General features: G+C 37.0%; 20 protein-coding genes and 1 pseudogene. 14 read left to right on the top strand and 7 right to left on the bottom strand.

What is annotated here, in order from left to right; genetic code table 11:
* Positions 1-87 precede the first annotated feature (87 nt).
* Positions 88-2,007 carry a DNA topoisomerase IV subunit B gene (gene parE / locus A6B43_RS06225; RefSeq protein WP_124211131.1) on the top strand — a complete coding sequence of 640 codons (1,920 nt, stop codon included), beginning with the start codon at positions 88-90 and terminating at the stop codon, positions 2,005-2,007.
* Between the two features lie 62 nt (positions 2,008-2,069).
* Here the strand turns inward: parE and A6B43_RS06220 are convergent, their stop codons facing one another.
* From A6B43_RS06220 to rsmI, 3 genes are all read right to left on the bottom strand, one after another.
* Complete coding sequence (locus A6B43_RS06220) at positions 2,070-2,555, bottom strand: Dps family protein (protein ID WP_124211132.1); 486 nt, start codon at positions 2,553-2,555, stop codon at positions 2,070-2,072.
* Positions 2,556-2,771: 216 nt separating this feature from the next.
* Positions 2,772-4,574 (bottom strand): monovalent cation:proton antiporter-2 (CPA2) family protein, encoded by a 1,803-nt coding sequence (locus tag A6B43_RS06215; RefSeq protein WP_124211133.1) that lies wholly within the window; start codon positions 4,572-4,574, stop codon positions 2,772-2,774.
* Between the two features lie 26 nt (positions 4,575-4,600).
* The gene (gene rsmI, locus A6B43_RS06210) at positions 4,601-5,458 is read right to left on the bottom strand and encodes a 16S rRNA (cytidine(1402)-2'-O)-methyltransferase (protein ID WP_124211134.1); all 858 of its coding nucleotides are present in this window, start codon (positions 5,456-5,458) and stop codon (positions 4,601-4,603) included.
* A gap of 92 nt (positions 5,459-5,550) precedes the next feature.
* Here rsmI and A6B43_RS06205 point away from each other — a divergent pair, with 92 nt between their 5' ends.
* From A6B43_RS06205 to rluB, 13 genes are all read left to right on the top strand, one after another.
* Positions 5,551-7,302 carry a penicillin-binding protein activator gene (locus A6B43_RS06205; protein WP_124211135.1) on the top strand — a complete coding sequence of 584 codons (1,752 nt, stop codon included), beginning with the start codon at positions 5,551-5,553 and terminating at the stop codon, positions 7,300-7,302.
* Complete coding sequence (locus A6B43_RS06200) at positions 7,277-7,648, top strand: YraN family protein (RefSeq protein ID WP_124211136.1); 372 nt, start codon at positions 7,277-7,279, stop codon at positions 7,646-7,648. The genes A6B43_RS06205 and A6B43_RS06200 overlap by 26 nt, the downstream gene beginning before the upstream one ends.
* 1 nt (position 7,649) lies before the next feature.
* On the top strand, positions 7,650-8,240 hold the full coding sequence (locus A6B43_RS06195; RefSeq protein WP_124211137.1) for a D-sedoheptulose-7-phosphate isomerase: 591 nt from the start codon (positions 7,650-7,652) through the stop codon (positions 8,238-8,240).
* A gap of 30 nt (positions 8,241-8,270) precedes the next feature.
* A complete protein-coding gene (dolP, locus tag A6B43_RS06190; RefSeq protein WP_124211138.1) occupies positions 8,271-8,861 on the top strand; it encodes a division/outer membrane stress-associated lipid-binding lipoprotein in 591 nt (196 codons plus the stop codon).
* Positions 8,862-9,057: 196 nt separating this feature from the next.
* On the top strand, positions 9,058-9,858 hold the full coding sequence (gene mlaF, locus A6B43_RS06185) for a phospholipid ABC transporter ATP-binding protein MlaF (RefSeq protein ID WP_124211139.1): 801 nt from the start codon (positions 9,058-9,060) through the stop codon (positions 9,856-9,858).
* Positions 9,855-10,631, top strand: coding sequence for a lipid asymmetry maintenance ABC transporter permease subunit MlaE (mlaE, locus tag A6B43_RS06180; RefSeq protein ID WP_124211140.1), 777 nt, complete (start codon positions 9,855-9,857; stop codon positions 10,629-10,631). The genes mlaF and mlaE overlap by 4 nt, the downstream gene beginning before the upstream one ends.
* A gap of 73 nt (positions 10,632-10,704) precedes the next feature.
* Positions 10,705-11,214: an outer membrane lipid asymmetry maintenance protein MlaD gene (gene mlaD, locus A6B43_RS06175; RefSeq protein ID WP_124211141.1), complete on the top strand. Its 510-nt coding sequence runs from the start codon at positions 10,705-10,707 to the stop codon at positions 11,212-11,214.
* Positions 11,215-11,254: 40 nt separating this feature from the next.
* Positions 11,255-11,893 (top strand): phospholipid-binding protein MlaC, encoded by a 639-nt coding sequence (mlaC, locus tag A6B43_RS06170; RefSeq protein WP_124211142.1) that lies wholly within the window; start codon positions 11,255-11,257, stop codon positions 11,891-11,893.
* A gap of 2 nt (positions 11,894-11,895) precedes the next feature.
* Positions 11,896-12,246: an STAS domain-containing protein gene (locus A6B43_RS06165; RefSeq protein ID WP_124211143.1), complete on the top strand. Its 351-nt coding sequence runs from the start codon at positions 11,896-11,898 to the stop codon at positions 12,244-12,246.
* Positions 12,236-12,493, top strand: coding sequence for a BolA family protein (locus tag A6B43_RS06160; protein WP_124211144.1), 258 nt, complete (start codon positions 12,236-12,238; stop codon positions 12,491-12,493). Before A6B43_RS06165 ends, A6B43_RS06160 begins: the two co-directional genes overlap by 11 nt.
* 64 nt (positions 12,494-12,557) lie before the next feature.
* Positions 12,558-13,832, top strand: coding sequence for a UDP-N-acetylglucosamine 1-carboxyvinyltransferase (gene murA / locus A6B43_RS06155; protein WP_124211145.1), 1,275 nt, complete (start codon positions 12,558-12,560; stop codon positions 13,830-13,832).
* Between the two features lie 167 nt (positions 13,833-13,999).
* On the top strand, positions 14,000-14,617 hold the full coding sequence (locus A6B43_RS06150) for an L-threonylcarbamoyladenylate synthase (RefSeq protein ID WP_124211146.1): 618 nt from the start codon (positions 14,000-14,002) through the stop codon (positions 14,615-14,617).
* A 57-nt stretch (positions 14,618-14,674) separates the two neighbouring features.
* Complete coding sequence (rluB, locus tag A6B43_RS06145; protein ID WP_124211147.1) at positions 14,675-15,694, top strand: 23S rRNA pseudouridine(2605) synthase RluB; 1,020 nt, start codon at positions 14,675-14,677, stop codon at positions 15,692-15,694.
* A 68-nt stretch (positions 15,695-15,762) separates the two neighbouring features.
* On the opposite strand, the pseudogene ung reads toward rluB, so the two are convergent.
* From ung to A6B43_RS06125, 4 genes and pseudogenes are all read right to left on the bottom strand, one after another.
* Positions 15,763-16,433, bottom strand: a pseudogene (gene ung, locus A6B43_RS06140) (uracil-DNA glycosylase).
* A 140-nt stretch (positions 16,434-16,573) separates the two neighbouring features.
* Positions 16,574-17,857, bottom strand: coding sequence for a Slam-dependent surface lipoprotein (locus A6B43_RS06135; RefSeq protein WP_124211149.1), 1,284 nt, complete (start codon positions 17,855-17,857; stop codon positions 16,574-16,576).
* Positions 17,858-18,072: 215 nt separating this feature from the next.
* Entirely contained in the window at positions 18,073-18,912 is an 840-nt protein-coding gene (locus tag A6B43_RS06130; protein ID WP_170152429.1) for a Slam-dependent surface lipoprotein, read from the bottom strand.
* 137 nt (positions 18,913-19,049) lie between these two features.
* The gene (locus tag A6B43_RS06125) at positions 19,050-20,408 is read right to left on the bottom strand and encodes a sodium-dependent transporter (protein WP_124211151.1); all 1,359 of its coding nucleotides are present in this window, start codon (positions 20,406-20,408) and stop codon (positions 19,050-19,052) included.
* Positions 20,409-20,431 lie beyond the last annotated feature (23 nt).

Raw genomic sequence — 20,431 nt, 5'->3', positions numbered from 1 at the left:
GCAGAATTTAGGTTGAGCTGTTTAGGTAAATTGAGTAAAATCTTTCCCTGTATTTATTTCCACCTCATCTAAATAACGAGCAAAACAATGTCAGATAAACGCTACGGAGCAGACGAAATTACCGTTCTAAAAGACTTAGAACCCGTACAATTACGTCCAGGAATGTACACCGATACCACTCGTCCAAACCATCTAGGACAAGAAGTCATTGATAATAGTGTCGATGAAGCATTATCAGGCTTCGCCAGTCAAATTGATATTATTTTACACTCAGATAACTCACTAGAAGTGATTGATAATGGACGTGGAATGCCCGTTGATATTCACTCCACTGAGAATATTTCAGGTGTCGAACTGATCTTAACTAAACTGCACGCAGGGGGGAAATTTTCAAATAAAAATTATACTTTTTCGGGCGGATTACATGGGGTGGGAATTTCTGTTGTAAATGCGCTCTCGAAACGGGTTAATATCAAAATTAAACGAGGCGGCGAAATTTATACTATCGCCTTTGAAAACGGAGCTAAAGTCGAAGAATTAAAGGTAATTGGTAGCTGCCCTAAACGTCAAACAGGCACAAGCGTACATTTTTTTCCTAATGAACAATATTTTGACTCTCCTAAATTTTCTGTTAGTCGTTTACGTCATTTATTGCGTGCTAAAGCGGTACTTTGTCCAAAATTAACGATAAATTTCACCGATCATATCAATCACCAACAAGAAACTTGGTATTATGAAGATGGACTGGCAGATTATTTAGCCGAGGCTCTACAAGGTAGAGAAACACTACCAGATCCTGCTTTTATCGGTGAAGTAACTAATGAAACTGAAGCAGTAGCTTGGGCATTAACTTGGCTACCTGACGGAGAATTATTAACAGAGAGTTATGTTAATTTAATTCCAACTGCACTAGGGGGAACGCATGTTAATGGTCTGCGCCAAGGCTTATTTAAAGCAATGGATCAATTCTGCGAACAGCATAAATTATTACCAAGGGGTATAAAACTTACTGCCGATGATGTATGGCACAGATGTGCCTACGTACTCTCCCTAAAAATGCAAGAGCCACAATTTGCCGGGCAAACTAAAGAACGTTTATCTTCTCGTCAAGCCTCAAGCTATATTGAAAATACAATCAAAGACCACTTTAATTTATGGCTTAATGAAAATATTCAAGTAGGTAAACAATTAGCTGAAATGGCAATAAACTCTGCTCAAAAGCGGTTACAAATAGAAAAAAAAGTTATTCGTAAAAAATTAGTTAGCGGTCCTGCATTACCAGGAAAATTAGCAGATTGTATTTCGCAAAATCTAAAACATACAGAGCTATTTCTCGTAGAAGGTGACTCAGCAGGAGGATCTGCTAAGCAAGCTAGAGATAAAGAGTTTCAGGCAATACTTCCTTTAAGAGGAAAAATTCTGAATACTTGGGAAGTTTCATCAAACCAAGTTTTAGCCTCAACGGAAGTTCACGATATAGCCGTTGCAATGGGAATTGATCCAAATAATGATGATCTAAGCCAACTGCGTTATGGAAAAATTTGTATTCTTGCCGATGCAGACTCTGATGGACTTCATATTGCAACTTTACTATGTGCATTATTTTTACGCCACTTTCCAAGTTTAGTACGTAATGGGCATGTTTATGTTGCAATGCCACCTCTTTTTCGGATTGATATTGGTAAAAATGAAGTCTATTACGCCTTAGATGAAGCAGAAAAAGAAGCAATTTTAGCTCGTTTTACTCATAAAAAAGGGACACCAAATGTACAACGCTTTAAAGGTTTAGGAGAGATGAATCCAAATCAGCTAAGAGAAACGACAATGGATCCTAATACTCGCCGTTTAGTTCAACTGACCTATGATGATGAAACAACATTATATGAGCAAATTGAGAATAGTATTAACACATTTGAATTAATGGATATGCTACTCGCTAAAAAGCGATCAGAAGATAGGAAAAAATGGTTGCAAGACCACGGAGATGAGGCAGATATAACTGTATAGCTTATTAAAAAAGGACGTAAACTAATTTACGTCCTTTTTATATTGATAGTTAGATAATTAAATTATTGTTGGCACACACCACAAGTTGCTGCTGCAGTGAACATCCATACTAATTTTTCTTGCTCTTTAATATAATCACTCATTTGTGATGCAGTACCTTCATCTTCTGCACTACCAGCTAAAGCTAAAATTTCACGTTGTTGTTTTAATAATACTTTAAAACCATCAACCGTTCCATTTAAACAGCTTTGTGCTGAGCTAACACCAATATCTTCTTTAATTAAAGAATCTTCTAAATATTGGCTAAAACCATTTGCAGGAACATGTCCTAAAGTTAGAATACGCTCTGCAATTTCATCTACTTTTACAATTAAATCGTCATAAGTTTCTTCAAATTTAGCATGCAATTCAAAAAAGCTTACACCACGAATATTCCAATGATAACCACGCACGTTAGTATAAAAAACTTGGTAGCTTGCTAATAATTTATTAAGTTCTTTTGCTAATTGCTCTGATGATACTGAATTTAAACCAATTGAGTTAGTCATCTTAATTTTCTCCTATATAAAGATTAACTTAATTTTTTCTCAGTATAGGGAAAAATCTACCATCTGTAAAATGGATAAAATTTATTCTTTTGATAGGTGCAGACTATTAAATAAATAATATTGATTTGCATTAACTATCAAATGAGAGTTATTCTCTTTTGTATAATAAAAAAGAAAGGACACACCTCCTCTCTTTTTATCTTATTATTGAATAACTTAATCATCTTTATGGATAATTTTTTGAATCTCTAGCATTGTTTCTTGATCGTTTTCTAACGCTAATTTCAACATTTCATTATTATTAAATCGACCAATAGCAGGGTCATAAACTTCCGCCATCAATTTAACACTATGGCGATCCCGATAAAAATAGACCTCACCAATCTCATCAACTGTTTCTTTATCCATTCCCATTTCAAGTAATACTTTTTTGCCTGTACGCAATGCCGAATCAAAAGTTTCACGTACCTGAATATCCGCCCCAGCTTTGAATAAATCAAATACATGTAAACGGTCATAAGCCCGAGAAATAATTTTAATAGTTGGGTTCATTTTTCTAGCTGTTTCTACAATATGTGTTGCTTGTGCTTTATCATCGATCGCTACAACTAATAATTCTGCTGTTTCAATACCTGCCGCGTGCAATAATTCTGGGCGACTCGCATCACCATAATAACTCTTAATGCCTCGTTTTTTCATTCCTGCAATTAATGTCGCATCTTTATCAATTACGGTTGGGTGATAGCCCGTCATCATTAAAAGATGATTTACAATTTGCCCATAGCGTCCAAGTCCAATAATAATTGTTGGATGCTGTGTATCAATATGATCAGCTTCTGGCTCCATTTCAGCAGGATCTAAACGTGGTACAATTACACGTTTATATAAAATAATTAGCAATGGGGTTAAAACCATAGAAAGCACTACAATGGCTGTCATATTCGCTTGAATCTGCTTATCAATAACATTTTGAGCCGCTGCTGCTGCATATAATACGAAAGCAAACTCTCCACCTTGTGCCATTAAAATTGCACGATCTAGCGCTTTCGCATTGCTTTTTTTAGTTATACGGGCAATAAGATAGATACATAGCCCCTTAACAAACATAAAGGCAATTACGCCCGAAACAATCAGCCCTAAATTTTCAAAAACCACAGAAAGGTTTAGCGACATTCCCACGCCAACAAAGAATAATCCAAGTAATAACCCACGGAATGGTTCAATATCTGCTTCTAATTGATGACGGAAACTTGATTCGGATAATAATACACCCGCAACAAATGCCCCCATTGCCATCGATAGTCCACCCATTTCCATAAGTAATGCCGAGCCTAATACCACTAACAAAGCAGCAGCAGTCATAACTTCTCGAGTTTTAGTTTTTGCTAAAATTTTAAATAATGGGTTTAATAACCAAATCCCTGCAACAACCAATGCTGCAATAGAAACACCTGCAATACCAATACTTTTCCACAATGAACCATCGCCAGAGTAATTAGGAGAAAGAAACGTAACAAAGGCTAATAATGGTACGATTAAAAGATCTTCAAACAACAAAATAGAAACTATTTTCTGACCACTTGGAGATGCAATATCACCACGTTCACTAAGTTCTCTCATTACAATAGCTGTTGAAGTTAATACAAATCCAGCAGCTGATACGAAAGAAATCTCTAAAGAAAACCCATAAAGAAGTGCTACTGCCGTTAAACCAATAATTGCCGTAAATATTTGTAATGAACCTAAGCCAAAAATATAATTTCGTAATCCCCAAATATGCGAGGGCTTCATTTCCAAACCAATAATAAATAAGAACATCACCACACCGAGTTCAGCAAGGTGTATGATACTTTCAGCATCATCAAAAAAACCAAACCCAAATGGACCAATCGCTAATCCTGCTGCAAGATAGCCCAAAATTGAGCCTAAACCTAACTTCTTAAATAATGGCACAGCAATCACTGCCGCCCCAAGCAGGGTTACGACACTCACTAGCTGATGTGCACCTTCGGCTGCCATACATACTCTCCTAAAATATAAAATAATTAAAAATGGTCTAAACCATATTGATACAAGGCATTCTTCTTATACCCAAACATTTCAGCAACAATTCCAGCTGCTTTCTTTAACGGAAGATCATTGACTAATAATTGCAATAATTTAACCGCTTGTGCGGAGATCTCATTTTCTAGCTGAATAGGCTTTCCTTCAATAATCAGTACAATTTCACCTTTAATTCGATGGCTATCTTGCTTCACCCACTCTAACAATTCTGCAATATTCGCTCCAACAATCGTTTCCCACGTTTTCGTTAATTCACGAGCCATTACAACATAACGATCTGCTCCAAATACGGACTGAATATCTGCTAATGTATCCAAAATACGGTGCGTAGATTCATAAAAGATTAAAGTTCGGGGTTCATCAACCAGCTCGGCTAATTTATCGCACCGACCTTTACTTTTTGCTGGCAAAAAACCTTCAAAACAAAAACGATTCGAAGCAATACCTGAACTACATAACGCGGTAATTGCTGCGCAAGCCCCAGGTATAGGAACTATTTGAATACCTGCTTGACGGCAATCACGCACTAGATGAAACCCCGGATCACTTATCAATGGCGTTCCTGCATCAGAGATCAAGGCAATATGCTGCCCATGCAATAACTTCTCAACTAAAATATTCGCTTTTTGCTGTTCATTATGATCATGTAATGCAAAAAATGGTTTTTTAATGCCATAATGGCTTAACAAAATTCCACTATGGCGCGTATCTTCCGCAGCAATTAAATCAACCATTTCAAAGGTATTCAAGGCACGTTGTGTAATATCTTGTAAATTACCAATGGGAGTCGCTACAATATATAAAATACCTGTTTGATTGCCTTGAGATCCGTTTTTCATTTGATTTTCGCTTATTTGATAAGTAAGATTTACAATTATTTGGTGGCTTATTCAAAGCCTCATATCAAATTACTCACTGTTGGAGCAATAAAATGTCGTCTATTCTAGTACAAACCCAAACCTTTCGCAAAAAAATGCAAAAAGCCTTTATACCAAGTACCTTAGCCCTATTTTTATCTGCTTGTACAGGCTCAAATTTTTTTAAAAATGATGTTACCGAATCCCTAAAAAATGAGGCATATTCAAGCTCTGAATTCTATATTAACAAAGCAGAGCAAACGAACAAAGAAACACAACAAAGCTACCGCTTGTTAGCCATTCGCAAACTAATTGATGAAAATAAAATTGTTGAGGCTGAAAATACAATAGCTCAGCTCAATTTAACAGAACTTAATGATCCACAAAAAATTGAGTATCAACTCCTTTCTGCACAACTGTTTGCAATGCAAAATAATAACTCACAAGCGGTCAGTTTATTACGACAATTAACTAATCAGCCATTAAGTCATTCACAACTATTACGAGTTTATCGTACCCAAGTGCAACTCGCAGAAAATCAGAAAGATACAATAGCCATTGTGCGTGCTCGTTCTCAAATGGATAGCTATTTAAGTGATAACCGTAGCCGTCAGGAGAATAACGATAAAATTTGGGAAATTTTACGTAATGCTAACCGTGGAATGTTAGAAAAAGCTAACGCTAATGCAGGTGAAATTGGCTTAGATGGCTGGCTAGCTTTAGCTGTGACTTATAACCAAAATATAAATAATCCAACAGAATTACCTAGAGCAATTGAAAACTGGAAACAGCGGTATCCTAACCACAGTGCAGCACAAATTATGCCAACAGAATTGCATAATCTTACCAATTTCCAACAAACTCAACTTAACACCGTTGCCTTGCTACTGCCTCTAAGTGGTGAAGCGAAAATTCTTGGCGATATTATCAAAAAGGGATTTGATGATGCTAAAGGTGATGATACAACAGCCGTGCAAGTATATGACACTGACAGTACAGGTATTGCTGAACTAGTCGGTCAAGCAAAACAGCAAGGGGCTCAAACCATTATCGGCCCATTGCTCAAAACTCGTGTGGCAGAGATGATAAAAAATCCTGGTATTCGAGATCTCAATGTCCTTACACTAAATGCTACACCAAACGCAAAAGCAATAAGTAAGGTTTGCTACTATGGCTTATCACCTGAAGCAGAGGCTCGTTCAGCTGCCGAAAAACTTCACCGAGACGGTATTACTTCTGCGGTAGTCATTGCTCCGCAAGATGATTTTGGTCAGCGTTCATCTGATGCTTTCGCACAACGTTGGCGTCAGCTTACTAACCTTGATACCGATATTCGCTACTATCATCAACCTGCTGATAGTATTGAATCTCTTAAAAATACAGGAATTCCTGCAAATAGTGGAATTTATCTATTAGGCACGGCAGAACAACTTTCTGAAATGAAACAAAATTTAGATAACTCACCGCTTGCAGGTAAATTTCCACTTTACACATCTTCACGCAGTAATTCGCCAAATAATGGTCCTGATTTCCGCTTAACGATGGAAGGTGTCAAATTTAGTGAAATTCCACTGCTTTCTGATCCAAATTCAGACCTTTATAAAAAAGCAGAAAATTTAGCTGAAAGTGATTTTTCAATGATGCGTTTATATGCAATGGGATCTGACTCTTGGTCCATTGCCAATAAATTTAATGAAATCCGCCAAATTCCAGGCTATAAAGTATCGGGTTTAACGGGAATTCTTAAAGCAGGAACACATTGCAACATTGAACGTGATATGACTTGGTTACAATATCAAAATGGTTCTATCGTTCCTGCAAACTAACCAACGAGCCAAAGGGGCGATATTTGAGCACAAAGCACGATATTTTTTGGAAAAACAAGGGCTCAAATTCTTAGCACAAAATCAAGCCTTTAAATGTGGCGAACTCGATTTAATTATGCAAGAGTGTAAAACACTTGTATTTATTGAAGTTCGTCACCGTAAAAATGCACAATACGGCACAGCCCTTGAGAGCATCAATCGAGTTAAACAACAAAAATGGCTCAATGCGGCGAATGCGTGGCTCACTCGCCAAAATCAAAGTCTTGATACCGCTGACTGTCGTTTTGATGTTGTTGTGTTTGAAGGTAATTCACCTCCTTTATGGATTAAAAATTTTTTAGGTTAATATGTTACAAAAAATTCAAGATCGTTTTTCAGAAAGTATTCAGATCCAAATTGCAGCTGCTGATCTTCTACCTTCTATATTACAAAATATTGCCAATAAAATGGTGGAATGCTTACTCAATGGCAATAAAATTATCGTATGTGGACACGGGCGTTCTTACGGGAATGCGCAGTTACTCGTTAGTAATTTACTACACCGATACGATCTTGCTCGCCCAAGTTTAGCTGCTCATCTGTTACATTTTGAAGGTATGTTTGCAAGCTATTTAGAGCAAGAAATGAACCTAAGTGAGCTGTACCGCAAACAACTCCAAATCATTGCAAATCCCCAAGATATTCTTATTGCCTTTTTACCTACAGGGAATGAAACTGCAGTGTTAAATGCGGTTCACGCTGCTAATACTCAAGATTTAACTATTATTGCTTTAGCCAGTAATCTAAACGATCATATTCACGGTTTACTGAGCGATCGGGATTACGAAATTTCTATTCCATCAAATAACGAAATGCGAATTATTGAAGGACACCAATTCTGTGTTAATCTACTCTGCGAATTGATCGATAATCTGCTGTTTAATCCAACAACCTTATGAACTATTGGTATAAACCATACAGGAGCTGCTATGCAAAATCTGATTAAAAAATTTACACTACTAAGCCTTTTTTCATTCATATTATTTAGTTTACAAGGTTGTATCACAACGGCAGTTGTTGGCACGGCCGCTGTTGCAACTAAAGTGGCAACAGATCCTCGCACCGCTGGTCGTCAATTAGATGATGAAACCCTAGAAGAAAAAGTTGCCTACCATCTAAATAAAGATGCCCAATTACAAGAAGAAGCACGTATCAATGTGATCGCTTATAGCGGCCAAGTTTTATTAGTAGGACAAGTTCCAAATGAAGCTGCCAAAGGAACTGCTCAAAGTATTGCGGCTGGCGTTGAGGGAGTAAAAAATATTTATAACGAAATCCGTATTGGCGAGAAAATTGGTGTCGCCCAAGTTGGTAAAGATAGTTGGATTACTACCAAAATTAAATCTCAACTCCTTATCAATGCCGAAGTTAAAACGACTGATGTCAAAGTTATTACTGAAAATGGGGAGGCTTTCTTAATGGGAAATTTATCTGATAGCCAAGCCAACGCTGCTGCCAACGTAGCTAGTAAAGTAAATGGCGTAAATAAAGTTATTAAAGTTATTCATTACATTCAATAATTATAACTAAACTCACCGCTTGTTGTTTATATAAAGCTCAATAAGCGGTCATTTCTTCTTTATTTTTGCAAATATCTGATTGAATTTGTCATACGTATTCTGCCAATTTTAGAACTTTGTCAAATTGATTAAAGTCGATTGACTTTAATTCTTCCTTCATAGATCATTTGCCTCCCCTTTTATTGAGAAAAACCAAATGCGTCATATAAAAAACTTGGTTGAAGTAAAAAATCTTACCTTTAAACGAGGTGAACGCGTTATTTATGATAATCTAAATTTGCAAGTGCAAGAAGGGAAAATTACAGCGATTATGGGTCCATCAGGGATTGGTAAAACAACCCTATTACGCCTAATCGGTGGACAAATTCTCCCAAATTCAGGCGAAATTTTATTTGATAATCAAAACGTTTGCACTGCATCAAATAAAACGCTATACCAAATTCGACAACGAATGGGAATGCTATTTCAGTCAGGTGCATTGTTTACCGACATATCCACTTTCGATAACGTTGCTTTTCCTATTAGAGAGCATACTCGTTTACCTGAAGAGCTTATTCGTAAATTAGTGTTAATGAAGCTTGAAGCCGTTGGATTACGGGGAGCAGCTCATTTGATGCCATCAGAACTTTCTGGTGGTATGGCTCGCCGTGCCGCTCTTGCTCGAGCAATCGCACTCGATCCTGATCTCATTATGTATGATGAGCCCTTTACAGGACAAGACCCAATCAGTATGGGCGTTATTGTTTCTCTAATTAAAAAACTTAATGAAGCGCTCAATCTAACTTCTATTGTTGTTTCACACGATGTAAATGAAGTACTAAGTATTGCTGATTATGCCTATATTGTGGCAGATAAACGCATTATCGCTAAAGGTACGCCAACAGAATTGCTTGCCAGTCAAGATCCTCAAGTTATTCAATTTTTATCTGGTAAGGCTGATGGCCCAGTGCGTTTTCACTATCCTGCACAAGATTATACTAAGGAGCTATTTCAGTGATGAATTTTATCTCATCTATCGGGGCTTCAACGATCCAATTTATTCAAACATTTGGACGAGCAACATTTATGTTATGGGGGGCTTTAGTCGATAAACCCGAATTTCGTAAACACACGCCTCTTTTAATTAAACAGCTTTATGTGCTAGGTGTACAATCCCTACTTATTATTATGCTATCTGGGCTATTTATCGGAATGGTATTAGGCTTACAAGGCTATGTAGTATTAGTCGATTTTTCCGCAGAAACCAGTTTAGGACAACTTGTATCCCTATCATTATTGCGGGAACTAGGTCCTGTGGTCACAGCCCTTCTTTTTGCTGGACGAGCAGGATCAGCACTAACTGCTGAAATCGGATTAATGAAAGCAACCGAACAGCTATCAAGTCTTGAAATGATGGCAATCGATCCATTAAGAAGAGTTATTGCTCCCCGTTTTTGGGCTGGTGTTATTGCCATGCCTATTTTAGCGGTTATTTTCACTGCCATTGGTATTTGGGGAGGCTCACTAGTCGGTGTAGATTGGAAAGGTGTAGATTCAGGGAGCTTTTGGTCTGTCATGCAAAATACCGTAACAATTAGCGATTTAGCCAATGGCTTTATTAAAAGTTTAGTCTTTGCCTTAGCAGTTGTTTGGATATCCCTATTTAATGGCTATGATGCAATACCAACTTCTGAAGGAATTAGCCAAGCTACAACGCGCACTGTTGTACATGCCTCACTAGTTGTACTTGGTCTAGATTTTATTTTAACCGCTATAATGTTTGGTGGCTAACTACCCATTCGGTTAGCAAAAAATTAACGCAATCTAACCGCTTGTAAGCATTTTAATTTTGTAAGGAAAAATTATGCGTCAATCACTTAAATTTGAATTTTGGGTCGGATTATTTGTATTATTAGGCTTAGGTGCATTAGCATTCCTTAGCTTGCGAGTCGCCAATGTACAAGGGTTTTCATCTGAAAAAACTTACACTCTTTACGCAACTTTCGATAATATCGGCGGACTAAAAACTCGTGCTCCAATTAAAGTGGGCGGAGTTGTCATTGGACGAGTTTCAAACATTGAGCTTGATCCAAAAACTTATAGCCCTAAAGTCAGCTTAGCGGTTAATGAACAGTTTAACCAAATTCCAGATAGTAGTTCTCTTTCTATCAAAACAGCAGGCTTACTTGGAGAACAATATATTGCATTAAATATCGGCTTTACCCTTGAAGGCGAAACTGCAATGTTAAAAGATGGTGATACGATTGCAGATACCAATTCCGCAATGGTACTTGAAGATTTAATCGGTCAGTTTTTATATGGTGATAAGAAAAAAACTGATGAAACAGAAACCGCTGAACCAAAAGCGGAATAAATACAACAAATATTAGTACTTTCTACTTGGAGATTTAAAAATGGTTAAAACCCTTAAACATATAATGATTGTAGCAACCATTGCTCTTTCTACTTTAATTTCACAGAATGTATTTGCAGCAACTAGCCCTTACATTTTAATGCAACAAACCTCCGATAAACTGTTTGGCGATATTAAATCTAATCAAAGTAAAATTAAAGCTGATCCGAATTATTTACGCACTATTGTGCGTAATGATTTAATGCCACATATCCACGTAAAATATGCAGGACAACTGGTTCTTGGCAAAAATCTGACATCTGCTACTGATGCACAAAAAGAAGCGTTTTTTAACGCATTTGGGCAGTTTGTTGAACAAGCTTATGCTCAAGTATTAACACAATATACGAATCAAAAAGTAGATATTGAAAATGAAAAGCCTTTAGGTGACAAAACTATTGTGAGTATTCGTGTAAACGTATTACCTTCTGATAATGCACAACCTATTAAACTTGATTTCAAATGGCGTAAAAATAGCCGTACAGGTGAATGGCAAGCCTATGATATGGCTGCAGAAGGTATTAGTATGATTGCAACTAAACAAAATGAATGGAGTGGTATTTTACGCCAAAAAGGTATCGATGCACTGACTGCACAAGTTGCGCAATCTGCAAAACAACCCGTTACACTAGGCAAATAACAATGCAAACGCCAATCCCGTTACAATGGCATATTCAACAAAACGGTGAAAGTGTGATAATTCATCTAAATGGTGATTTAACTCGTAATACGTTGCTTCCTCTTTGGAAGCAACGTACTTTGTTATTATCTCCAAAACCCAATCAGCAAATCTATTGGGATTTACATGCTCTCCATCGAATTGATTCAGCAGGATTTGCCCTTCTCATAGAAATATTAAATCATTATCAAAAACAGAATACAAACTGTATAATCCACATCCCAGATACTATTAAAAACTTAGCTGAGCTTTTCGATTTAAAAGAATGGCTCACTCCTTTTTATATTGCGAGAACTTTAAATAATGGAACCTAAAAAAATTGAAGAGCTACTTAAAAATAGCTTAGATCTTGATGAAGTTTATGTACAAGGTGAAAACTCTCATTATGGTGTTATTGCTGTTAGCGATAGCTTTGCTACACTTTCTAAAGTAAAACAGCAACAGATGATCTATGCACCGCTAACTGAATTCTTTGCAACCAATGCAATTCACGCCTTAACGATTAAAACGTTCACCACTGAACAATGGAAAAAAGAACGTCTATTGAATATGCCAGCCTAACGTTTATTGCAAATAATAGTACATAAGCTACCGCTTACTACCGAATAATTATAAAGGAATTAAAATGGAAAAATTTCGTGTACACGGTCCTTTTACCTTAAGTGGTACCGTTAATATCTCTGGCGCAAAAAATGCAGCGTTACCGATCCTATTTGCATCAATTCTTGCAGAAAAGCCTGTTGTTTTAACTAATGTTCCACAACTAAAAGACGTTGATACAACCTTTAAAATTCTACGCCAACTAGGTGTTGTTATTGAACGTGATGAACAAGGTGCTGTACATATTGATTCAAGTAAAATCAATCATTATAGCGCCCCATATGACTTGGTTAAAACAATGCGTGCTTCAATTTGGGCATTAGCACCTCTTTTAACTCGCTTTCATCAAGGACAAGTTTCTCTTCCAGGTGGCTGTACCATTGGTGCTCGCCCAGTTGATATGCATATTGCAGGCTTAGAAAAAATGGGGGCAACTATTACCCTTGATGAAGGCTATGTTAAAGCGGAAATAAATGGTCGCTTAAATGGTGCTCGTGTTTTAATGGACAAGGTGAGTGTTGGTGCAACGTTATCTGTTATGATGGCAGCAACTTTAGCCAAAGGCACAACGATTATTGAAAATGCAGCTCGTGAGCCTGAAGTCGTTGATACTGCCCTATTTCTCAACAAAATGGGGGCAAAAATCACAGGGGCTGGCTCTGATATGATTACCATTGAAGGCGTAGAAAATTTGGGCGGCTGTGAACATCATATTGTCCCAGACCGTATTGAAACAGGTACATTCCTCGTTGCAGCAGCGATTTCTGGTGGACATATCACCTGCAATGGAACTAAAGCAGATACACTAGATGCAGTCATTGAAAAATTGCGTGAAGCTGGTATGCAAGTTGATGTTACTGAAAACAGTATTACCTTAGATTCACTTGGTATCCGCCCAAAAGCAGTAAATATTCGCACAATGCCACACCCCGGTTTTCCAACTGATATGCAAGCACAATTTACATTGCTCAATGCGGTTGCAAATGGTACCAGTAAAATTACTGAAACTATCTTTGAAAATCGTTTTATGCACATTCCAGAGCTTATCCGAATGGGGGCAAAAGCAGAAATTGAAGGTAATACCGCTATCTGCCATGGCGTTGAAACTTTATCAGGTGCAGAAGTAATGGCAACTGATTTACGAGCATCAATCAGCTTAGTGCTAGCCGGATGTATTGCCAATGGTGAAACTATTGTTGATCGTATTTACCATATTGATCGTGGTTATGAAAACATTGAAGAGAAATTACAAAAACTAGGCGCAAGAATTGAACGTTTTAGTGTTCCATTTAGCGAATAATTCTAAATAATAGGGCGGAATCCCGCCCTATTTTGTCAATATAATCAACATTCATCTATTCTTATATAACGCCGAATACTTGTTTTACAAAATAATTGGATAATCCTACCGCTTGTAAATCAAACAGCGTATAATTACCTACTAATTTTCAGATCAATAAGACATTTATGAGCCAGTTTTTCTATATTCACCCCGATAATCCTCAGCCCCGTCTAATCAACCAAGTTGTTGAAATCCTAAAACAGGGCGGAGTCATCGTCTATCCAACAGATTCTGGCTATGCACTTGGTTGCCAATTAAGCGATAAACAAGCAATGGATAAAATTCTTGCTATCCGCCGTTTACCTGAAAATCATAATTTTACCTTAATATGTAGTGATTTATCTGAACTTTCAAATTATGCTCTTGTAAATAATCAAGCCTATCGTTTAATTAAAAATAACGTACCTAATCCCTATACTTTTATTCTTTCGGCAACAAAAGAAGTACCACGTCGTTTACTGACTAAACGTAAAACCATTGGTATTCGTGTTCCCGATAATGCCATTGCTTTGGCATTGATACAAACACTTGGTGAACCAATTCTCTCTTGTTCATTAATCTTGCCAAATGAAGAAAATACACAATCCGATCCCGATGTTATTCGAGATACTTTAGAACATCGAGTAGATTTAATTATTCACGGTGGATATTTAGGGCAATCACCAACAACCGTTGTCGATCTGAGTGAAGATGTACCCCACATTATTCGAGTTGGCTCAGCCGATCCGACACCTTTTAGTTAAAATTATTTACTTACTAACCACACAGACGCTTGTGAAAGCGACAAACAAGGAACTTTAATGAATACATTTCATAAACCGACCGACCGCAAGCGGTCTGCTAATGGGAAAAATAACATATCACGCCCACAAGCCAAAAAAACTATTCGTCCAGCATTAACAAAAAAAAGCAAGAAACCGACCGCTCGTCCACTATCTACTGACACAATAGATAATAAAAAGCCTGAAAAAATAATTGGCGAGAAATTACAGAAAATTCTTGCCCGTGCAGGAAAAGGCTCTCGCCGAGAAATAGAAGCTGTTATTTCTCAAGGAAGAGTCAGTGTTGATGGAAAAATTGCCACCTTAGGTGATCGTGTATTAGTTAGTTCTAGCACTAAAATTCGAATTGATGGACATTTAGTCAATCTCACAACCACACAAAAAGAAATTTGCCGTGTCTTAATGTATTATAAACCTGAAGGTGAACTTTGTACCAGATCCGATCCTGAAGGGCGAGCAACCGTATTTGACCGCTTACCGAGATTAACGGGGGCTCGTTGGATTGCTGTTGGGCGTTTAGATATCAATACTTCAGGATTACTTCTTTTTACTACTGACGGAGAGCTCGCCAACCGCTTAATGCACCCGAGCCGTAAAGTTGAACGTGAATATTCCGTTCGTGTCTTTGGTGAAGTTGATGAAGCGATGCTTCAACGTTTACGAAAGAATGTCCAATTAGAAGATGGCCCTGCTCATTTTAAACAGATAAAAGTTGTGGGTGGAACAGGGCTGAACCAGTGGTTTGACGTAACTCTAACGGAAGGACGAAACCGTGAAGTCCGTCGTTTATGGGAATCACAAGGCATTCAAGTAAGCCGTCTTATTCGTATTCGCTACGGAAATATTAAGTTAGAAAAAAGCCTACCTCGTGGAGGTTGGGAAGAAATGGGATTAGAACAAGTCAATTATTTAAGAGAACTTGTTGGTTTACCTGCTGAAACTGAAACAAAAATTGATGTAACTAAAAATCGTCGCCGAACGAATGCTCATCAAATCCGTAAAGCCGTTAAACAACACACAAAATATCGTAAAAATTAATATTACTATTATCAAAAATAATGAATAAATGACCGCTTATAAGCGGTCATTTCGTAGTTGCTAGTCTATTATTCATAACTCATCGGCAGTTGCCACTTAATTTCAGATAAATGATGCTCAACTAAATAACTATTCGTCTGGGAAAAATGCTTACAACCAAAAAAGCCTCGATGAGCAGATAATGGAGAGGGATGTGGCGCAGTTAATACACAATGCCGAGATCTATCAATAAATTGCCCTTTTTTTTGTGCATGGCTGCCCCAAAGTAAGAAAACCACATTATTTCGATGTTGATTAATCTGTTCAATGACTTTATCGGTGAAGACTTCCCAACCAATTTGAGCATGAGAATGTGCTTTTCCTTGCTCAACGGTTAAAACAGTATTTAGCATCAGCACCCCCTGCTTTGCCCACTCAATCAAATAACCATGTGATGGAATTTGAAAACCAACATCTTGCGCTAGCTCTTTATACATATTCATCAATGATGGGGGGGGGCAATATGAGGTTTAACTGAAAAAGATAGCCCGTGAGCTTGATTAGGACCATGATAGGGATCTTGTCCCAAAATAACGACTTTTACCTGAGCAAATTCAGTTAAACTAAAAGCACTAAATACTTCATTCTGTGGAGGATAAATTGCCTTACCCGCCACTCTCTCACTCTGTACTTTTTGTAAAATTTGCTGAAAATACGCTTTTGATTTCTCTTCACCAATCGCCTCTTTCCACGTCTTCATTATACGTCCTTCTTTTTACTATACTTATTAACTATATTATAAGCATAAAAATAAAACGATGAAAAATATTAAGTATTCTACTTGAAACTGAGCAGAATATAAAAAAGCACTCAATTTAGAGTGCTTTATAATTCTAATGCTTACTTATTAGGTTCTAATGTTTCTTTTTTAGCACCAACTACGCCAATAAATGTTTTATCATCAGTAAAAATTCCACCTATCTCTTCAGCATTTTTCCCGTAGAATTGCCCTTCAATTCTACCATTTTCTTTAAATAATTCTGAGCTAACGTCCCCCATAAAACGGTTACCTTCTAATTTTGCATTAACATTAATTGAAGGAATAACCTCTCCCCCTATAGATTTTAGTTCACCCAATAATTGCTTATTCGTAAAGTCTACATTAAACTCTGAACTTCCCATAGTTTCACGGCTATCGGGATTTAGTTGAAATTCAAATGGACCTCTTGCAAAGAATTCCCCCTTATAAACAGCATTACCAGAAACTGGCATCTCTTTGGTTGGATGGCCATTATAAGCATAGATATGATTTCCTTCCTCATCTTTAACTAACGTAGAGCTTACTCGTGAATCATTAGACTGAGGGCCATAGCTAATAAAATTACCTAGCCGATTAGAATTCTCCTCGCTTACCAATAGTGTTTTACCATCAATAATAATTGCATGAATATTATCCGCATTATTTAACTCTTTTTTGATGTAATTAACGCCATTCGAAATATATGCTCCCCCAGTAACTGATGTATCCTCTATTTTGAGAGATTCAGATTCTTCTACTTTTGGTGCTTCCACTTTCGGTGCTTCCACTTTCGGTGTTTCTACTTTCGGTGCTTCCACTTTCGGTGCTTCCACTTTCGGAGCTTCTACTTTCGGAGCTTCTACTTTCGGTGCTTCCACTTTCGGTGCTTCCACTTTCGGTGCTTCCACTTTCGGTGCTTCCACTTTCGGTGTTTCTACTTTCGGGGCTTCTACTTTCGGTGTTTCTACTTTTGGCATTTCAGCTTTCGGTGCTTCCACTTTCGGGGCTTCCACTTTCGGGGCTTCCACTTTCGGGGATTCCACTTTCGGGGCTTCCACTTTCGGGGCTTCCACTTTCGGGGCTTCCACCTTCGGGGCTTCCACTTTCGAGGCTTCCACTTTCGGGGCTTCCACTTTCGGGGCTTCCACTTTCGGTGCTTCCACTTTCGGTGCTTCCACTTTCGGTGTTTCTACTTTCGGTGTTTCTACTTTCGGGGCTTCCACTTTCGGTATTTCTACTTTCGGTGTTTCTACTTTCGGTGTTTCTACTTTCAGTGTTTCTATTCTTGCTTTAGCAGATTTACCATCATCTGAACCACCGCTATTACAAGCAGTAATCACGAATCCAGCTAAAATAGTCAAACAAAATTTGGTAGGCTTCATCATATTTTCTCCTATGAGATTAAAATAAAATAGGGACATAGTGTAAGTGATAATTTACATAAAATCTATCATAAGCCATATTATAAATACAATATGAACTAATCCTATCTATTTAAGAAAATAATAATGAAATAAAAGAATAGTTAGAGATGAAAAGTAAGAAAGCGGCTATTTCCTAAAAATAATTACAAAATAACCGCTTGAGAGAAATTTAGAGCTTATTTAGATGCGCCAAATGCACCGCCCCAATTTTTACCATCGTCAAAAATACCGCCAAGCTCTTTCGCATTTTCACCGAAGAATTTACCTTCTACATTAGCTTTAGTACTAAAATCCGCAGAACTTGCACTACCAGAGAAAGCATTACCATCAATTTTTGCTTCAACAGCGATTGGCTTCAAAGATGCTTCTTCTAACGAACCTTTTAACTGTTTATTAGTAAAGTCTGCTTTAAATTTAGCATCTCCAAATAAGTAATCTTCATCATCAAACTGCTTAGCGTTACCTGTAATAACAAATTGTCCAGTGTAAGAAGCCGTACCAGATGTTGGTACATTTTTTGAAACTTTACCATTATAGAAAATATAATCTTTTTCTTCTGGTCCATTACTTGGAATTACACCAAAACGTACACTATTAAATACCCCACAACAGCTTGCCGAACCATTTACTCTTGCCCAATAACCTGCACGAATACCTATATCTTCATATGAAACACGAATAGGTTTCCCATCAACTACAATTAAGTTAAGATTGTCCGCATTATTAAGAACTTTATGAGTAACTTTGGAATTATTATCCATATCAGAAATAATATAAACGGCACCAGTTCCTTCTTTATTTATAGAAAGTTTATTATCTGTATTTGTTGGTTTTACCGCTGGTTTAGCTGATTCTGGTTTTACCGCTGGTTTAGCTGATTCTGGTTTTACCGCTGGTTTAGTATTTTGTTTAGCATCATTATTTGAATGATTATCGCCACTACCACCACCGCTACTACAAGCAGCTAAAACTAAACTAGATAAAATAGCAAGACTAAATTTAGTTACTTTTTTCATTTTAAGCTCCATATATTCATAACAATGTTGAAATTATATACTGTAAACATTGATAAATCTATGCAAAATATCAATTTTTACATCTATTTAGAATATTATAAAAATCAAAGAAAGTCCTATCCTATTCACTATATTCTTTAAAGCGAGTTATAAAACACAATCAAAATAATGACAGGAATTACATATTTTACATAGTTAAACCATAAATTTGTTAACCCTTTACTCGCTCCTAATTCTGCTTTTGCATCATCTTTTAATACAAATCCAACAAAAATAGTACAGCCTAGTGCGGTTAAAATAAATAGAATGTTACCGCTTATATAATCAAAGGCATCAAAAATGCTTTTACCCATAATTGTTACATCCTTCCATACACTATCGCCAAGCACTGATGGTATATTGCCCAATACAAAAATAGCAATCAACGTTAATAAAATCGCTTTTTTACGCCCCATTTTTGTTTTTTCTTGTAATGCCGTAATAATTACTTCACAGATCGTGAGGGAAGTTGTTAATGCAGCCACGATTAATAAACTAAAGAAAATAATCGCAAAAGCCGTGCCTGCCCACATATTTGAAAATACAATCGGTAAACTTTGGAAAACTAATGTTGGGCCAGAGTTTGGGGCAATACCAAAGCTAAAAAGTGATGGGAATATCATAAACCCTGCCAATAATGCAATTACCGTATTTAATACCCCAGTAATAACCGCTGTTTTTACTAAATTCTCATTTTTATCTAAATAGCTAGAAAGGGTAATTAATACGCCAAAACCGAGGCTAAGTGCAAAAAAGACTTGCCCTAAAACAAAAACAAATAATGAAGGCGTAATCTTAGAAAAATCTGGCATTAAATAAAATTTAATCCCGTCTAGTGCCCCTGGTAAAGTTACATTTCTGACAACCATAATGATTAAGAAAATAAACAGCAATGGCATTAAATATTTGACTGAACGTTCAATACCATCAACGATACCTTTTACTAAGATAACGTAATTGACTACGACAAATAATGCGGTATAACCTAAAATTGCGATAGGATTATTGAAAATACTTTGTTGGAAATAAGCGGCCGTTGTTTCAACGGTAACAGGCGATGAAATATCTAATTCTCCGGTAATAAAGCTACCGATATAATTTAATACCCAGCCACCAAGCACCATATAATAAGCTAGAATACCAAAAGAGCCTAATAACCCCATATAACCTAGAATTTTCCAGCCTGAATGAATTTTTTTACCATTCGCATTTCCCGAAAAAGCATCAATAGCATTAACTCTCATTCTTCTCCCAATAACATTTTCAACTAAGATCATTGGAATACCAATAACAATCATCGCTAAACAAAATAATGCGACATAAGCTCCACCACCATGCTCTCCAACTAAATAGGGAAAACGCCAAGTTGCACCAAAGCCAACTGTTGCACCTGCAACTGTCATAATATACGTCAATCGGCTTGACCACGATTGGCGTTTCTCCATTTGATTTGTCATTACAAGCTCCTATTTAGATAAAT

The organism is Vespertiliibacter pulmonis (assembly GCF_013377275.1).
GTDB classification, from domain to species: domain Bacteria; phylum Pseudomonadota; class Gammaproteobacteria; order Enterobacterales; family Pasteurellaceae; genus Vespertiliibacter; species Vespertiliibacter pulmonis.
This window is presented reverse-complemented; position numbering and strand designations above follow the sequence as displayed.

Excerpts from the sequence above, each read along its gene's own strand:
- murA (WP_124211145.1), top strand. The coding sequence starts at position 12,558 with ATGGAAAAATTTCGTGTACACGGTCCTTTTACCTTAAGTGGTACCGTT.
- mlaC (WP_124211142.1), top strand. The coding sequence starts at position 11,255 with ATGGTTAAAACCCTTAAACATATAATGATTGTAGCAACCATTGCTCTT.
- A6B43_RS06135 (WP_124211149.1), bottom strand. The coding sequence starts at position 17,857 with ATGATGAAGCCTACCAAATTTTGTTTGACTATTTTAGCTGGATTCGTG.
- A6B43_RS06160 (WP_124211144.1), top strand. The coding sequence starts at position 12,236 with ATGGAACCTAAAAAAATTGAAGAGCTACTTAAAAATAGCTTAGATCTT.
- A6B43_RS06220 (WP_124211132.1), bottom strand. The coding sequence starts at position 2,555 with ATGACTAACTCAATTGGTTTAAATTCAGTATCATCAGAGCAATTAGCA.
- mlaD (WP_124211141.1), top strand. The coding sequence starts at position 10,705 with ATGCGTCAATCACTTAAATTTGAATTTTGGGTCGGATTATTTGTATTA.
- A6B43_RS06205 (WP_124211135.1), top strand. The coding sequence starts at position 5,551 with ATGTCGTCTATTCTAGTACAAACCCAAACCTTTCGCAAAAAAATGCAA.
- mlaF (WP_124211139.1), top strand. The coding sequence starts at position 9,058 with ATGCGTCATATAAAAAACTTGGTTGAAGTAAAAAATCTTACCTTTAAA.
- parE (WP_124211131.1), top strand. The coding sequence starts at position 88 with ATGTCAGATAAACGCTACGGAGCAGACGAAATTACCGTTCTAAAAGAC.
- A6B43_RS06195 (WP_124211137.1), top strand. The coding sequence starts at position 7,650 with ATGTTACAAAAAATTCAAGATCGTTTTTCAGAAAGTATTCAGATCCAA.
- A6B43_RS06150 (WP_124211146.1), top strand. The coding sequence starts at position 14,000 with ATGAGCCAGTTTTTCTATATTCACCCCGATAATCCTCAGCCCCGTCTA.
- A6B43_RS06130 (WP_170152429.1), bottom strand. The coding sequence starts at position 18,912 with ATGAAAAAAGTAACTAAATTTAGTCTTGCTATTTTATCTAGTTTAGTT.
- rsmI (WP_124211134.1), bottom strand. The coding sequence starts at position 5,458 with ATGAAAAACGGATCTCAAGGCAATCAAACAGGTATTTTATATATTGTA.
- rluB (WP_124211147.1), top strand. The coding sequence starts at position 14,675 with ATGAATACATTTCATAAACCGACCGACCGCAAGCGGTCTGCTAATGGG.
- A6B43_RS06215 (WP_124211133.1), bottom strand. The coding sequence starts at position 4,574 with ATGGCAGCCGAAGGTGCACATCAGCTAGTGAGTGTCGTAACCCTGCTT.
- A6B43_RS06165 (WP_124211143.1), top strand. The coding sequence starts at position 11,896 with ATGCAAACGCCAATCCCGTTACAATGGCATATTCAACAAAACGGTGAA.
- A6B43_RS06125 (WP_124211151.1), bottom strand. The coding sequence starts at position 20,408 with ATGACAAATCAAATGGAGAAACGCCAATCGTGGTCAAGCCGATTGACG.
- dolP (WP_124211138.1), top strand. The coding sequence starts at position 8,271 with ATGCAAAATCTGATTAAAAAATTTACACTACTAAGCCTTTTTTCATTC.
- A6B43_RS06200 (WP_124211136.1), top strand. The coding sequence starts at position 7,277 with ATGGTTCTATCGTTCCTGCAAACTAACCAACGAGCCAAAGGGGCGATA.